Source organism: Streptomyces subrutilus, assembly GCF_008704535.1.
In the GTDB taxonomy this organism is placed as follows: Bacteria; Actinomycetota; Actinomycetes; order Streptomycetales; family Streptomycetaceae; genus Streptomyces; species Streptomyces subrutilus.
This window is the reverse complement of record NZ_CP023701.1, coordinates 5,799,584-5,813,665: the sequence shown is the minus strand read 5'-3', so window position 1 is coordinate 5,813,665 and position 14,082 is coordinate 5,799,584. Positions and strand designations below refer to the sequence as shown.

The 14,082-nt window shown below is 74.8% G+C and carries 14 protein-coding genes; 7 read left to right on the top strand and 7 right to left on the bottom strand.

Annotated elements, in window-relative coordinates:
- Positions 1-222: 222 nt before the first annotated feature.
- Positions 223-1,908, bottom strand: a complete 1,686-nt coding sequence (locus CP968_RS25780) for an MFS transporter (protein ID WP_150520267.1) — start codon at positions 1,906-1,908, stop codon at positions 223-225.
- A 279-nt stretch (positions 1,909-2,187) separates the two neighbouring features.
- Here CP968_RS25780 and CP968_RS25775 point away from each other — a divergent pair, with 279 nt between their 5' ends.
- Positions 2,188-3,303 (top strand): glycosyltransferase family 39 protein, encoded by a 1,116-nt coding sequence (locus CP968_RS25775; protein WP_150520266.1) that lies wholly within the window; start codon positions 2,188-2,190, stop codon positions 3,301-3,303.
- 230 nt (positions 3,304-3,533) lie between these two features.
- Complete coding sequence (locus tag CP968_RS25770; RefSeq protein WP_150520265.1) at positions 3,534-4,640, top strand: phosphatase PAP2 family protein; 1,107 nt, start codon at positions 3,534-3,536, stop codon at positions 4,638-4,640.
- 527 nt (positions 4,641-5,167) lie between these two features.
- Here the strand turns inward: CP968_RS25770 and CP968_RS25765 are convergent.
- A complete protein-coding gene (locus CP968_RS25765; RefSeq protein ID WP_150520264.1) occupies positions 5,168-5,866 on the bottom strand; it encodes a LysM peptidoglycan-binding domain-containing protein in 699 nt (232 codons plus the stop codon).
- A gap of 295 nt (positions 5,867-6,161) precedes the next feature.
- On the opposite strand from CP968_RS25765, the gene CP968_RS25760 reads away from it, so the two are divergent.
- Positions 6,162-6,974 carry a hypothetical protein gene (locus CP968_RS25760; protein ID WP_150520263.1) on the top strand — a complete coding sequence of 271 codons (813 nt, stop codon included), beginning with the start codon at positions 6,162-6,164 and terminating at the stop codon, positions 6,972-6,974.
- A gap of 152 nt (positions 6,975-7,126) precedes the next feature.
- A complete protein-coding gene (locus CP968_RS25755; protein ID WP_167536850.1) occupies positions 7,127-7,552 on the top strand; it encodes a hypothetical protein in 426 nt (141 codons plus the stop codon).
- Between the two features lie 46 nt (positions 7,553-7,598).
- Here CP968_RS25755 and der read toward each other — a convergent pair whose 3' ends face one another.
- From der to CP968_RS25730, 5 genes are all read right to left on the bottom strand, one after another.
- Positions 7,599-9,062, bottom strand: a complete 1,464-nt coding sequence (gene der, locus CP968_RS25750) for a ribosome biogenesis GTPase Der (protein ID WP_150520262.1) — start codon at positions 9,060-9,062, stop codon at positions 7,599-7,601.
- Between the two features lie 76 nt (positions 9,063-9,138).
- On the bottom strand, positions 9,139-9,726 hold the full coding sequence (locus tag CP968_RS25745) for a lysophospholipid acyltransferase family protein (RefSeq protein WP_150522127.1): 588 nt from the start codon (positions 9,724-9,726) through the stop codon (positions 9,139-9,141).
- A 56-nt stretch (positions 9,727-9,782) separates the two neighbouring features.
- A complete protein-coding gene (gene cmk, locus CP968_RS25740; protein WP_150520261.1) occupies positions 9,783-10,481 on the bottom strand; it encodes a (d)CMP kinase in 699 nt (232 codons plus the stop codon).
- Between the two features lie 118 nt (positions 10,482-10,599).
- Entirely contained in the window at positions 10,600-11,688 is a 1,089-nt protein-coding gene (locus CP968_RS25735; RefSeq protein WP_150520260.1) for a prephenate dehydrogenase, read from the bottom strand.
- A 149-nt stretch (positions 11,689-11,837) separates the two neighbouring features.
- Positions 11,838-12,302: a YidB family protein gene (locus CP968_RS25730; protein WP_150520259.1), complete on the bottom strand. Its 465-nt coding sequence runs from the start codon at positions 12,300-12,302 to the stop codon at positions 11,838-11,840.
- Between the two features lie 138 nt (positions 12,303-12,440).
- On the opposite strand from CP968_RS25730, the gene CP968_RS25725 reads away from it, so the two are divergent.
- The 3 genes from CP968_RS25725 (at position 12,441) to CP968_RS25715 (ending at position 14,079) form a co-directional block, all read left to right on the top strand.
- Positions 12,441-12,782 (top strand): DUF952 domain-containing protein, encoded by a 342-nt coding sequence (locus CP968_RS25725; RefSeq protein ID WP_150520258.1) that lies wholly within the window; start codon positions 12,441-12,443, stop codon positions 12,780-12,782.
- An 81-nt stretch (positions 12,783-12,863) separates the two neighbouring features.
- Entirely contained in the window at positions 12,864-13,334 is a 471-nt protein-coding gene (locus tag CP968_RS25720) for a Rieske (2Fe-2S) protein (RefSeq protein ID WP_150520257.1), read from the top strand.
- Between the two features lie 28 nt (positions 13,335-13,362).
- Positions 13,363-14,079 (top strand): nucleotidyltransferase domain-containing protein, encoded by a 717-nt coding sequence (locus CP968_RS25715; RefSeq protein WP_150520256.1) that lies wholly within the window; start codon positions 13,363-13,365, stop codon positions 14,077-14,079.
- Positions 14,080-14,082 lie beyond the last annotated feature (3 nt).

Here is a 14,082-nt window from a genome sequence, read left to right as displayed (position 1 = left end):
GTCGAACCCGGGGGCGCCGTACCGGTCCGGCCCGGCCGGCAGGACGCCACCGGGCAGCGCAGGTATTGCGCGGCGGCCCCGACGCTAGACGGCCCCTTCCCCGCCCGTCCACCCCCTCCCACCCCGGCCGGGGTGGGAGGGGCGCGCGGGCCGGGCGGGCGCGGGGGCCCGTCAGCGGCGGGTCCGTACGCGCACACCGCCGGCCGCCGGACCCGGACGGGGTCAGCCGGCGCGCTCCGCCGCGGACAGCCGCGGCTCGCCGGCGGCCCGCACCGCGGACCCCTCGGCCGGGCGCCCCTTCGACTGCGCGGGCAGCCGCACCCCGTCGCCCTCCGGCCCGGCGTCGGGCGCCCCGCACTCCATCGTCCGCGGCAGCTTCAGCGCCATCGCCGCCCCCGCCAGCAGCAGCCCGGCGCTCACCACGAGCGTCACGTGCAGCCCGTGCACGAAGGAGTGCCGGGCGGCGGCGTACAGCGACGCCCCCGCGGGCCCCCCGAGGTGCGCGGCGATCTGGTAGGCCTCGCCCAGGGAGTGGGCGGCGCCCGCCGAGTCGCTCGCCGGGACTCCGGGCACCCGGGCCAGTCCCGGGGCGTAGGCGGCGTTCATCACGCTGCCCAGCAGGGCGATGCCCATGCCCGCGCCGAGCTGGTAGGAGGTCTCGCCGATGGAGGCCGCGCCGCCCGCGGTGGCCGCCGGGGCCTCGCTGAGCATCGATTCGTACGCGGCGAACAGGGTGGTCTGGAGTCCGAAGCCGAGCAGGATGAACCCGCACGTCAGCAGCAGGGGCCGGTCCTGCTGGCCCATGAGGGTCAGCAGCAGCACGGCGGCCGCGGTGAGCAGGAAGCCCAGCGAGACCATGGTGCGCGGACCGATCCGGGCCAGCGTGTAGGAGCCGGTGGCGCCGGCGGCCATGGCGGCGAAGGTGAGCGGCAGCAGCCGCAGGCCGGTCTCCAACGGGCTCAGGTGCAGCACCAGCTGGAGGTACTGGACGGCGATCAGCTCCAGGCCGACCAGGGCCAGCATGGCGAGCACGATGCAGCCCACGGAGGTGGTGAAGGCGGGGCGGGAGAACAGCCGCATGTCGATCAGCGGGTGCTCGCGCCGCCGTTGCCGACGTACGAACAGCACGAGCAGCGCCGCTCCCAGCAACAGCGGCACCATCGCCTCGGCGTCGAGCAGCTGCCGCTCGGCGCCCAGCCGCTTGACCCCGAGCACCGAGCCGAGCACGCCCGCGGCGGCCATCAGCGCGCCGAGCACGTCCCAGGGGCCGTCGGCGGCGCCCTTGGATTCGGGGAGCAGCCAGCGCCCGAGCGGGAGGATGAGCGCCATCAGCGGGATGTTGATGAGGAAGACCGAGCCCCACCAGAAGTGCTGGACGAGGAAGCCGCCGATGACCGGTCCGCCGGCTGCTCCGACGGCGGCCACGGCGGTCCAGATGCCGATGGCGAGGGCGCGCTCGCGCCGGTCGGGGAAGACCTGGCGCAGGATCGACAGGGTGGCGGGCATGATCATCGCGCCGCCGATGCCGAGCAGGGCGCGGGCGGCGATGAGGACCTGGGCGCTGTCGGCGAGGGCCGCGACGGCCGAGGCCGCGCCGAAGATCCCGTAGCCGAGGAGGAGGACGCGGCGGCGGCCGACCCGGTCGCCGAGGGTGCCGAAGAGGATCAGCAGGGAGGCGCAGACCAGCGGGTAGGCGTCGACGATCCACAGCAGTTCGATCGGGCCGGGACGCAGGTCCTCGGTCACGGAGGGAACGGCCACGTGCAGGATCGTCGCGTCGAGCGCGACGAGGACGAGGCTGACGCAGAGGACGGCCAGGACGACCCAGCGGTTGCCCCCGCCGGACGCCGCGGCGAGCCGTTGCCAGGGGGAAGGGGTGCTGCGGTCGGCCGGGTTCGTCCCCGACATGCGTGTACCTCCCAGGTGATCCCTCGCACTCGGCGGACCAGCGTGGTTCGGGAGCCGCGGAGTCGTGCGGTGCGGGTTCCCACGGGGTCCGGCGTCGACACGCGAGTGAACGGTCAGCGTACGCGAGTTCCCCTGTCGGACACGTGGTCAAGCTCTCATCCCCGCGGCGGCCGCCGTGTGGTGTGCGCCACTCTCCGAGCCCCGTTCCCTCCCCCGCGTACCCGCACGCTCACGGCCCGTGGTCCTCGGCCCGCCCCACCGGTCCGGGCCCCGATAATCATGCCCGTGAAGGATCTTGGATTGCGCCGGGCCGCGCCCGCGCTGACGGTGTTCGCCGCGGTCCGGCTGCTCGGGCTGGCCGTGCTCGCCGGCTGGGGCGCGGCCGTCGGCAGCAGCCCGCACACGCTGCTGTCGGCCCGCTGGGACTCGCTGTGGTACGCCCGCGTCGCGGCCGGGGGGTACGGGTACGAGGTGGTCCTCCCGAACGGGGACGTCCACTCGAACCTGGCCTTCTTCCCGCTGCTCCCGTGGTTGGAGCGGCTGGTGGGCGCCGCGACCGGGTTCTCGTACGGCTCCTCGGGCCTGGTGGTGTCGGCGCTGGCCGGGCTCGCCGCGGCCTGGGGGATCTTCGCGGTGGCGGACCTGCTGTACGGCCGCCGGGCCGGGGTGCTGGCGGTCGCGCTCTGGGCGGCGCTGCCGGTCGGGATCGTGCAGTCGATGGCCTACAGCGAGGCCCTGTTCACCGCGCTCGCCGCCTGGGCGCTGTACGCGGCCCTGCGCGGGGGCTGGCTGACGGCCGGGCTGCTCGCGGCCGCGGCCGGGCTGACCCGCCCGGTCGGCGCCGCGGTGGTCGCGGCGGTGTGGGTCGCGGTCGCGGCGGCCCTGCGCGACGGCGAGCGGTCCCGGCGGATGGCCGCGGGCGCGGCGCTGGCTCCGCTGGGGGCCGGGGCGTACGTGGTGTGGGTCGGCGCGCGGACCGGGGGCGGACCGCTGGGGTACCTGGACGTGCAGGCGGGCTGGGGCAACGGCTTCGACGGCGGCTGGGCCTTCGCCCGGTTCGTCGGGGACCGGCTCGCCTCCCCGGCCTTCGCCGCCGGGCTGGGGCTGGTCGCGGGGGTGGCGCTGGTGCTCTGGCTGTACGTGCGCTGCGTACGGCAGCGGCAGCCGGCGCCGCTGCTGGTGTACTGCGGGATCGTGCTGGCGCTGGCGCTGTGCGCGTCGGGGTACTTCGGCTCCAAGCCCCGGCTGCTGCTGCCCGCCTTCCCGCTGCTGCTGCCCGTGGCGGTGGCGCTGGGGCGGTGGCGGACGCGCCGGGCGGGGCTGGTGCTGGGAGCGGCGGCGCTGCTCTCGGCGACCTACGGGGCGTTCTGGCTGAACGGGTCGGGACCTCCGTAGATCACGGAATGGCCCATTCCGATACATGGTTCAGCAAAGGAATTGACCTGGGGTCATAAAGCTCGGGTAAGTGTGCGAAACAATTTCCGGGACGTCCGATCGGACTACATCCAACGGCACTCGAAATAGCCGGGATTAAGTCCCGCGTGAGACCAACTCCACATCACATGGTCATCACAAAGCCCGCGATTCGCCCGGCCCGACCAGCCGCGCGCGGTAACGTCGATTGAGTGCGTACCGACCAAATCCTGACCCGTCTGGAGCGGGTGTTCGCCCGGCTGGACCGGGAACCAGAGCGACCGGCTCATCTGCAGACCCCGCAGATGAGCCGGCACCGCGTCGTACTCCTGGGTTCCACCCTCGCCTTCTACCTGGCGATCGTGGTGGCGGTCCTGACCACGTCCTGGCTCGTCCGCCTGGACTGGCAGGTGATGTTCTTCCGCCCCTACGAGCAGTGGCCGCAGCTGCACGCCTTCCTCGACTACCTCGTCGTCCTGGGCCAGCGCGGACCCACCGCCGTGATGGTCGCCGCGTGGCTCGGCTGGCGCTCCTGGCGCCAGCACACCCTGCGACCGCTGATCACCCTCGGGGTGGCCCTGCTCCTCCTGAACGTCACCGTCGGGGCCGTCAAGATCGGCCTCGGCCGGCTCGGCCCGCACTACGCCACCGAGATCGGCTCCGCCGAGCTCTTCGCGGGCGGCGATATATTCCCTTCCGGCCACACCGCCAACGCCGTCGTGACCTGGGGAATCCTGGCCTACCTGGCCTCGACCGTGGTCACCCGGCGGGTGCTGTCCGTGGTCTCCGCCGTCGTCTCGCTGAGCGTCGGCGCCACCACCGTCTACCTCGGGACCCACTGGGTCAGCGACGTCCTGCTCGGCTGGTCCGCGGGGCTGCTGATCCTGCTGGCCCTCCCCTGGTTCGAGCCGCTGATCGCCCGGGTCGAGGCCTACGTCTTCGAACTGCGCGAGCTGCTGCGCCGCCGCGCCGAGACCGGGCGGATCCCCGCCCCGGTCGCCGTCGCCCTCACCCCGCTGCTCTCCGCGGGCGGCAAGTGGCGGCTCCGGCTGCCCGCCGAGGCCCCCGCGGACGCCACCGCCGACGCCGGTGCGCAGCCGGCCGCGGCCCCCGCGGCCGCACCCGCCCCGGCCGCACCCGCGGCCCCGGCGGCCGGCGGGCACTCCCCGGCCCCGCGCCCGGCCGTGCACCCGACCGCCCGGCCCCACCTGGTCCGCTCCGAGCGGACCCCGGTCACGCCCCTGGGCAACCGCCGCCCGGCGCACACCGAGCGGACCGCCGCCCGGGGCACCACGGCCCGTCCGGTGACCGGCGGCTGATCCGCACGGGGCGGTACGCACCACCTCCCCGCGACGACGAGGCGGCCGGGTCCACGACCCGGCCGCCTCGGCCGTTCCCCGGGCCGCCCACCCGTCCGGCGTCAGCGCCACGCCGGTACGTTCGTCCATCCCGGGTCACGCTTGTGTCACAGAATATCGACGGTTTCCCTTTGTTTTCCGACCAGCGGGACACCGGCCGGAAAGACCCGGTGGCATTTTCTCCGAGAAGCCGCCGATTACCGTCGCGGATTGTTGCGGGCGCCCCGGACGGGATCACGTGACCGCCCCTCGGACCCCTCACATTTCCTTCACCTGAACGGTCTCGGCAGCCCGATCCGGGAGATCCTGCGCGGGCCTGATCCGGCCGGTCGGCTCGGGCGGCCCGACCACTTCGAACTCACGGCCGAGCAACATGACGCGAATCACCGGAACGTCAGGTTCGGCGCCCCGGTGCGCGCGGGAAGCCGTACGCGTCCACGGCTCGACGCTCCCCGTCGGCGCGGCCGCCCCGGCCGCCGGGCCCGCCCTCAGGGCGCCGGGGCGGGCACCGGGGGCGGGGGAGCGGTCGCCGCAGGCGTGCCCGCGGGGGCCGGGGTCGCGGCTCCGGGGACCGGGGGCCGGACCGCGGGCGCGGGGGCCGGAGCGGGCAGGGCCAGCAGGGTGCCCACCGCGAGCCGTCCCGGCGCATCGCCCAGCACCCCGCGGTTCGCCTCGTACAGCGCCCGCCACCCGCCCGGAACCCCGCGCTGCGCCGCGACCGACACGAGCGTGTCCCCGGCGCGCACCACGTGCATCCGCCCCGCCAGCCCGTACCGCTTCGAGCACACCGGCCACGCGTCCCAGCCCTGCCGTCCCAGCACGTCCTCCGCCACACGGATCTGCTGCGCCCGGCTCGCCAGGTCCGCGCGCGCCGCGAAGGCCAGGCCCCCGTACTCCTCCCAGGTCGGCTGCCAGAACTGCAGCCCCCCGTAGAAGCCGTTGCCGGTGTTGACCGCCCAGCGGCCGCCGCTCTCGCAGTCGGCGACGCAGTCCCAGGGCCACTGGCCGCCGGGCCCGCAGTCCCCGGGCCCCCGCCCGATCGAGCCCGGCGAGCCGGGGCGGCCGGCGCCGGCGGGCCCGGGCGCGGGCGGCGGCGGGGCCGCGGCGCGCGCCGCGTCCCAGGGGAGGACGAGCACCAGTGCGGCCACCAGCGCGGTCGCGGCCGGCCGGATCCGGGAGTCGGGCATCGGGCCACGCTACGCAGCCCCGCCCGCGCTCCCCGCGCGCCACACCGCGCGCCCCCGGGCGCCACTCGGCCGGCCCCCTTGCACCCCGCGCCGAAGCGGACAGCAACAGCCGTCAACTGGGCACAACCAGAACAGAGTTGGTCCGAACACGAACCCCCGCACCGGCCGTTCACCCTTCCGGGGGTCCGGTTCGAATCCGTTCCCTCCCATGGCGTGACCCCGGCCACCGCTCCTCCGTTGAGCCCGGCGAGCCGGGAACCACCCGGCCCCCGCACCTATGCCGAGGAGCCACCCCGTGCCGCCCATGCTCGACGTCAGTGACGAGGTACGTGCCGAGATCGGTGACGAAGAAGCCGACAGGCTGCTCGTCGGCGACGACGCACCCCGCAGCTACGACTGCACCTCGTGCCGCACCCCCGGAGACCCGCAGAACGACCGCACCAGCACCGTCCTGTTCGTCGGCGAGGAGACCGCGGTCCTCGCGTTCGCCCACGCCACCTGCATCCCCTCGCAGGTCGTGACGGTCTCCGAGGAGCAGCTCCAGGGCGCCGTCGCCAGCATCACCGGCGACAGCCCGGCCCCCGCCGCCGCGCCGGCCGGCGACGGCCCGCAGGGCGTGCCGGGCGGCCAGGCCGTCCTCGGCATCACGAGCGGTCTGGTCCTGATCGGCGGCGAACTGCACCCGGCCCTGGTCGTCGAGCCGACCGCGCCGATCGCCCGCCCCGGCAGCGACGGTCCCGGCGACGACTTCCTGCCGCTCCTCATCGAGCAGGGCTTCGTCCCGGTCACCGACACCTCCGCGCTCCCCGCCGGGCTGGCGGGCTGGTCGGTCCTGCTCGCCGCCGGACAGCTGCACGCCGTCCTGCAGCCGGGCGCCGACGGCGGCCGTCCGGTGTCCTGGTGGCAGGCCCACCAGGCCCTGTCGGTCACCGACGGCTGGCGCGCGGCCGTCAACAAGACCCAGCGCGTGCTCGTCTACGCGGCCCCGGTCGGCTCGATCGGCCAGCAGCCCCGCGAGGACCTGCTGCGCGACGCGCTCGACAAGGCCGCCGCCGCGGGCCGCCTGGTCGCCGCCTCGATGCCCCTGGCCGGTACCCCCGGCGCCTGACCACCCCGCCGCCGAGACGGCCGTCCAGCCCCCGCCCCGGGGCCGGGCGGCATGCGCCGGGGGTGCGCGGTCCGTCCCGCGCACCCCCGGCGATCTGCGTTTTCTCCCCCGTCACCCCGCATCCGCAAGGCGCCCGTTTCGTTGGCTGGTACGTGCATTCATACGACTCCTCCCGCGCCCCGTCCTCTCCCGGCACCATCGCCCCGGTCCGCGCCGTACGGGATCTGGACGGCCTTCCGGCCGCCGCCTCGCACACCCCGATCTACGACGCGCTGTACTCCGAGTACCTGCGCTCCTTCCGGTCCCTGCCGGGCGACCGCAGCGGCGAGGAGAACCTCGGCTTCACGTCGTTCTCGTACGGGAGCGGGTACACCGCCGGCCCCTACGGCGGCTGGAGCGGCCCCACCTGGCAGTCGGCGGACGCCTGGCAGCCCGCGTACGTCCCGCAGCCCCCGCAGCAGCCCGAGCCGGCCTACTCGTACGCGGGGGGCGCCGCATACGCGAGCGGGCGGCAGCACCAGACCGGGATGACGCACATCCCGGCGGCCCTGCCGCCCGCTCCGCGCCGGGGCTACTGACCCGGCCCGACGACCGCGCGCACGCCTTCGCGCACGGCTCCGCCGGCTACTTCTTCTTCTTGTACTGGGCGCCGCGCTTCTCGCGCACCCGCACCGAGATGTGGATCGGGGTGCCCTCGAAGCCGAACTCCTCGCGCAGGCGGCGCTCGACGAAGCGGCGGTAGCCGTGCTCCAGGAAGCCGGAGGCGAAGAGGACGAAGCGCGGGGGCTTGCTGCCCGCCTGCGTGCCGAACAGGATGCGGGGCTGCTTGCCGCCGCGGATCGGGTGCGGGTGGGCGGCGACGACCTCGCCGAGGAAGGCGTTGAGGCGGCCGGTCGGGACGCGCGTCTCCCAGCCCGCGAGGGCGGTCTCGATCGCCGGGACCAGCTTCTCCATGTGGCGGCCGGTGAGCGCCGAGACGTTCACCCGGGGAGCCCAGGAGACCTGCTGCATCTCGGTCTCGATCTCGCGCTCGAGGTAGTAGCGGCGCTCCTCGTCGAGCTCGTCCCACTTGTTGTACGCGATCACGATCGCACGGCCGGCCTCGACCGCCATGGTGATGATGCGCTGGTCCTGGACGCTGATCTGCTCGGTGGTGTCGATCAGGATGACAGCGACCTCCGCCTTCTCGACGGCGGCGGCCGTGCGCAGCGAGGCGTAGTAGTCGGCGCCCTGCTGGAGGTGGACCTTCTTGCGGATGCCCGCCGTGTCGATGAACTTCCAGGTCACGCCGCCGAGCTGGATGAGCTCGTCGACCGGGTCACGGGTGGTGCCGGCCAGCTCGTTGACGACGACGCGGTCCTCCTTCGCGACCTTGTTGAGCAGTGAGGACTTGCCGACGTTCGGGCGGCCGATGAGCGCGATGCGGCGCGGGCCGCCGGGAGCGGCGGCGCCGAAGGTCTGCTCGGGGGCCTCCGGCAGGGCCTCCAGGACGGCGTCGAGCATGTCGCCGGTGCCGCGGCCGTGCAGCGAGGAGACCGGGTGGGGCAGGCCGAGGCCCAGCGACCACAGGGCGGCCGCGTCGGACTCGCCGCTCTGGCCGTCGACCTTGTTGGCGCAGAGCACGACGGGCTTGCCCGCCTTGCGCAGCAGCCGGACGACGGCCTCGTCGGTGTCGGTGGCGCCGACCTTGGCGTCCACGACGAAGACGACCGCGTCGGCGGCCTCGATGGCGTACTCGGCCTGGGCGGCGACGGACGCGTCGATACCGAGGACGTCCTGCTCCCAGCCGCCGGTGTCGACGACCTTGAACCGGCGTCCGGCCCACTCGGCCTCGTACGTGACGCGGTCGCGGGTGACGCCGGGCTTGTCCTCGACGACCGCCTCGCGGCGGCCGATGATGCGGTTCACCAGGGTCGACTTGCCGACGTTGGGCCGGCCGACGACGGCGAGGACGGGGAGGGGGCCGGCAGCGGCCTCCTCCAGCGCGCCTTCGACGTCCTCGATGTCGAAGCCCTCTTCCGCGGCGAGCTCCATGAACTCCGCGTACTCGGCGTCGCCAAGTGCTCCGTGGTCGTGCTGGTCGTTCATGAAGTCCGTTCCTCGTCGTTCGTGGTGGTCGGTGGCTCCCGCGCAGCGCGGTTCCACTACTGGTTTCAAGTCTCGCTCAGCGCCCGGTGAGGCGCTTGGCGTCGGCCAGGTGGGCGGTCAGCCGGTCCTGGATGCGTACGGTGGCCTCGTCCAGTGCGGTACGGGTCCGGCGGCCACTGCCGTCCCCCGCGTCGAAGGCCGAGCCGAAGACGACGTCGACCCTGCTCTTGAGGGCCGGGAGCCCTTTGACCAGGCGTCCCGGGGTGTCGCCGCTGCCCAGGACGGCGACGGGCACGATGGGCGCTCCGCTGCGGACGGCGAAGTACGCCAGCCCCGCGCGGAGCGAGGCGAAGTCGCCCTCGCCCCGGGTGCCCTCGGGAAAGATGCCCAGGGCTCCCCCCTGGTCGAGCACGCCGAGGGCGCGGCCTATGGCACGGCGGTCGGCGCCGGCGCGGTCCACCTTGACCTGCCCGATCCCGTCGAGGAAGGGGCCGAGCGGACCGACGTACGCCTCCTGCTTGATCAGGAAGTGCAGCGGCCGCGGGGCGGTGCCCATGACCATGGGGCCGTCGATGTTGTGCGAGTGGTTCACGGCGAGGATCACGGGTCCGGAGGCGGGTACCTTCCAGGCTCCCATCACGCGCGGCTTCCACAGCCCGTACATGAGGCCGATCCCGATGCGCCTGCCGACCGCCGCACCCTTGGAGGAGGGCGCTTCGCTCACGAGCGGACCGCCCGCTTCTCCTCCACCAGCGTGACGATGCACTCGATCACCTGGTCGAGCGTGAGCTCGGTGGTGTCCACCTCGACCGCGTCAGCGGCCTTGGCCAGCGGGGAGGTCTTGCGGCCGGAGTCGGCCGCGTCCCGCTTGATCAGCGCTTCCCTGGTGGCGGCGAGGCCGGCGGCCTCCTGGCCCCGGAGCTCTCCGCTGCGGCGCGCGGCGCGCGCCTCGGCGGAGGCCGTCAGGAAGACCTTGAGGTCGGCGTCGGGCAGGACGGTGGTGCCGATGTCCCGCCCCTCGACGACGATCCCGCCGGTCTCCTCGGCGGCGATGGAGCGCTGGAGCGCGGTGATCAGGGTGCGCACCTCGGGGACGGCGCTGACGGCGCTGACCTTCGCGGTGACCTCCCGGGTGCGGATGGGGGCGGCGGCGTCCACACCGTCCACGGTGATCGTGGGGGCGTGGGGGTCGGTGCCGGAGACGATGGCCGGCTTGCCGGCCGCGAGGGCGACGGCCTGCGGGTCGTCGGTGTCGACGCCGTTGGTGATCATCCACCAGGTGATGGCCCGGTACTGGGCACCGGTGTCCAGGTAGCGCAGCCCGAGCTTGGCGGCCACGGCCTTGGAGGTGCTGGACTTGCCCGTGCCGGAGGGACCGTCGATGGCGACGATCACGGCGGACGGAGCTACGGTTTCCACGGTGCGGGCACCTTCCTGGTTGCGCGTGCGTGTCCGGGCGCGCAAAAGACGCCCCTCCTCAAGGTTACCGGCCCCCGGCGCCCCCTGACCCCGCCCTGCTCCGGGGCCGGTGCGGGGCCTACTGCTGGCGCAGGGCCCAGCCGCGTTCGCGCAGCTCGGCCGTGAGGCCGGTCACCGACCGCGGTTCCACCATCAGCTGCACGAGGCCGGCCTGCTGGCCCGTGGCGTGCTCGATGCGCACGTCCTCGATGTTGACCCCGGCCCGCCCGGCGTCGGCGAAGATGCGGGCCAGCTCGCCGGGCTGGTCGCTGATGAGGACGGCGACGGTCTCGTAGACGGCCGGCGCCGCGCCGTGCTTGCCCGGGACGCGCACCCGGCCGGCGTTGCCGCGGCGCAGCACGTCCTCGATGCCGGCGGCGCCGCCCCGCCGCTTCTCCTCGTCGGCGGACTGCAGGCCGCGCAGGGCCTCCACGGTCTCGGCGAGGTCGGCGGCGATCCCGGACAGCACGTCGGCGACGGGTCCCGGGTTCGCGGCGAGGATCTCCAGCCACATCCGCGGGTCGGAGGCGGCGATGCGGGTCACGTCGCGGATGCCCTGCCCGCACAGCCGCACCGCCGTCTCGTCGGCCTCCTCCAGCCGTGCGGCGACCATGCTCGACACCAGCTGGGGGGTGTGCGAGACGAGCGCCACCGCCCGGTCGTGGGCGTCGGCGTCCATCACCACCGGTACGGCGCGGCACAGGGCCACCAGTTCCAGCGCGAGGTTGAGCACCTCGTGGCCGGTGTCCCGGGTCGGGGTGAGCACCCAGGGGCGTCCCTCGAAGAGGTCGGCCGTGGCGGCGAGCGGGCCCGAGCGCTCTTTGCCGGCCATCGGGTGGGTTCCGATGTACGCGCCGACGTCCACGCCCAGCGCGGCCAGTTCGCGGCGGGGCCCGCCCTTGACGCTGGCGACGTCCACGTACGCCCGCGCCGCTCCGCGCCGGATCGCGTCGGCGAGGGTGGTGGCCACGTGGGCCGGCGGCACGGCGACGATCGCGAGGTCCACCCGGCCCTCGGGGGCCTCGTCGGTGCCGGCGCCGAGGGCGGCGGCCGTACGGGCCTGGGCCGGGTCGTGGTCGACGAGGTGGACGGCGATCCCGCGGGCGGACAGGGCGAGCGCCGCCGAGGTGCCGATCAGTCCGGTTCCGATGACGACGGCGGTTCTCACGGGGCGCTCCAGTTGTGCGTACGGCTCGGGTCGGGACGGGGTGTCCGGCCAGGGTAGCCAGCCCGGACGGCGCGGGGGCCCGGCGGTCCGTCCCGTGGGACGGACCGCCGGGCCCCGCCGTGGTCGCGCGGTCCGGCCCGCCCGGGCCGTCAGAGGTTCTGCTGCCGGATGATGTCCTCCAGCGAGCCCGCGGGCACCTGACCGCCCGGGGTGAGCTTGTCCACGGCCTGCGGCAGCGACCGGGCGATCTGGTCGGCGGCGTGCTCGGGGCTGACGCCCGCCTGGTCGGCGACCTTCTGAAGGGTGCCGGCGGGCAGCGCCTCCTTGATCTGGTCGGCGTCGACGGGCTGGTTCTCGCCGGTGCCGATCCACGACTTGGCCTGGTCGGCGAGGCCCGACTTGGCGAGCAGGTCCATCAGGCCGCCCAGCGGGTTGCCGCCGCCGCCCGCGGCCTGCGCGCCGGCCGCCCCGCCCGCGCCCCCGGCGGCGCCCGCGCCACCCGTCAGCGCGCCGAGCAGCGCACCGAGGATGTTGCCGCCGCCACCTCCGCCGGCGCCGCCCTGGCCGCCGCCGAGGAGGGAGCCGAGGAGGGAGCCGAGGTCGTTACCCGCCATGGTCGTGCCTTTCGATGAGGGACCGGGCCGCGCGCGGACGGCGGCGTACCCGCTTCGGGACACCGACAATGTCACCCGAACCGGACGGCGCTGCCACTCGACGCCCGGCCGGGCGGGGGCTGCGGTAGAACGGTCGGCATGGTCTTCCACATCGTCCCGCTCGCCGACTGGGCCGCCGCGCCCGGCCTTGCGTACGCCCCGCCCTCGCTCGCGGCGGAGGGTTTCGTGCACTGTTCGGCGGATGTGCCGACCGCGCTCGCCATCGCCGACGCGCACTACCGCGCGGTCCCGGGGCCCCTGCTGGCGGTGGAGCTCGACGAGGCGGCCCTGACGGCGGAGGTCCGCCGGGAGGGTGAACCGGGTGCTCGTTATCCGCACGTGTACGGCCCGCTGAACCGGGAGGCCGTGGTCCGCGTGTGGGAAGTCGTACGCACACCCGACGCCCCGGCCTCACTGGCCCCGTGGCGAGCGGGTGCCTGAATCGGCGCGGCGTCCTTCTCCGGGAGGCCGCCGCAGGCCAGGATGCTGCACGCCATCCGGCCACAGAGCGAGGAGACAGTCATGACCGACCTCACGCGTACCGCCCGGCGGACCGTACTGGCGGCAGGCGCGGCCGCCGTCGCGGGCGGGGCACTGGCCGCCTGCGGCGGGGACGGCGGGACGGCCTCCCCGAGCGAGCCGGCCGGCTCGGCCACGGCGCCCGCCGGCTCGGCCGCACCGACCTCGAAGCCCGCCGGCGGCGGCAAGGTGATCGCCAAGGCGACGGACGTACCGGTCGGCGGCGGCACCGTTCTCAAGGACGAGAAGCTCGTGGTCACCCAGCCCACGGCCGGCAGCTACCGCTGCTTCTCGGCGGTCTGCACCCATGCGGGCTGCCTGGTGGACAAGGTGGCGGACGGGACCATCGACTGCCCGTGCCACGGGAGCGAGTTCAAGGTCGCGGACGGTGCGGTGGCCAGGGGTCCGGCCACCCGCCCGCTGCCGGAGAAGCAGATCACCGTCGCGGCCGACGGCAGTATCTCGCTCGCGTAGCCGCGCCGGTGGTGCCTAGGCTCCCCGGATGGACGATCTGACGCTGGTGCGGGACCACACGGTCTACCGGTGCGTGATGGGCTCCCGGGCGTTCGGACTGGCGACGGAGGCGAGCGACACCGACCGGCGCGGTGTCTACCTCGCCCCGACGCCGCTGTTCTGGCGGTTCGAGAAGCCCCCGGCGCACGTGGACGGCCCCCGGGAGGAGGAGTTCTCCTGGGAGCTGGAGCGCTTCTGCGAACTCGCGCTGCGCGCCAACCCGAACATCCTGGAGTGCCTCCACTCCCCGCTGGTGGAGCGGGTCACCCCGGTCGGCGGGGAACTGCTCGCGCTGCGCGACGCCTTCCTCTCCCGCCGGGCCCACACCACCTTCACCCGCTACGCCGTCTCGCAGCGCGGCAGGCTCCTCGCGGACCTGCGCGTGCACGGCGCCCCGCGCTGGAAGCACGCCATGCACCTGCTGCGGCTGCTGCTGTCCTGCCGGGACCTGCTGCGCACCGGCCGCCTGGTCGTCGACGCGGGCCCGTACCGCGAGCGCCTCCTCGCGGTCCGCCGCGGCGAGCTCGGCTGGGATGAGGTCGGCGCCTGGATGGACCGCCTGACGGAGCAGGCCGACGCCGCCCTGGCCTCCACCCCGCTGCCGGAGTCCCCGGACCTCGCCCGGGTCTCGGACTTTCTCCTGCGCACCCGCCGCGCGTCGGCCGGAGCGGCGCCGGGCGGGGCCGCTCCGGCCGACGCGCGGTAGCGC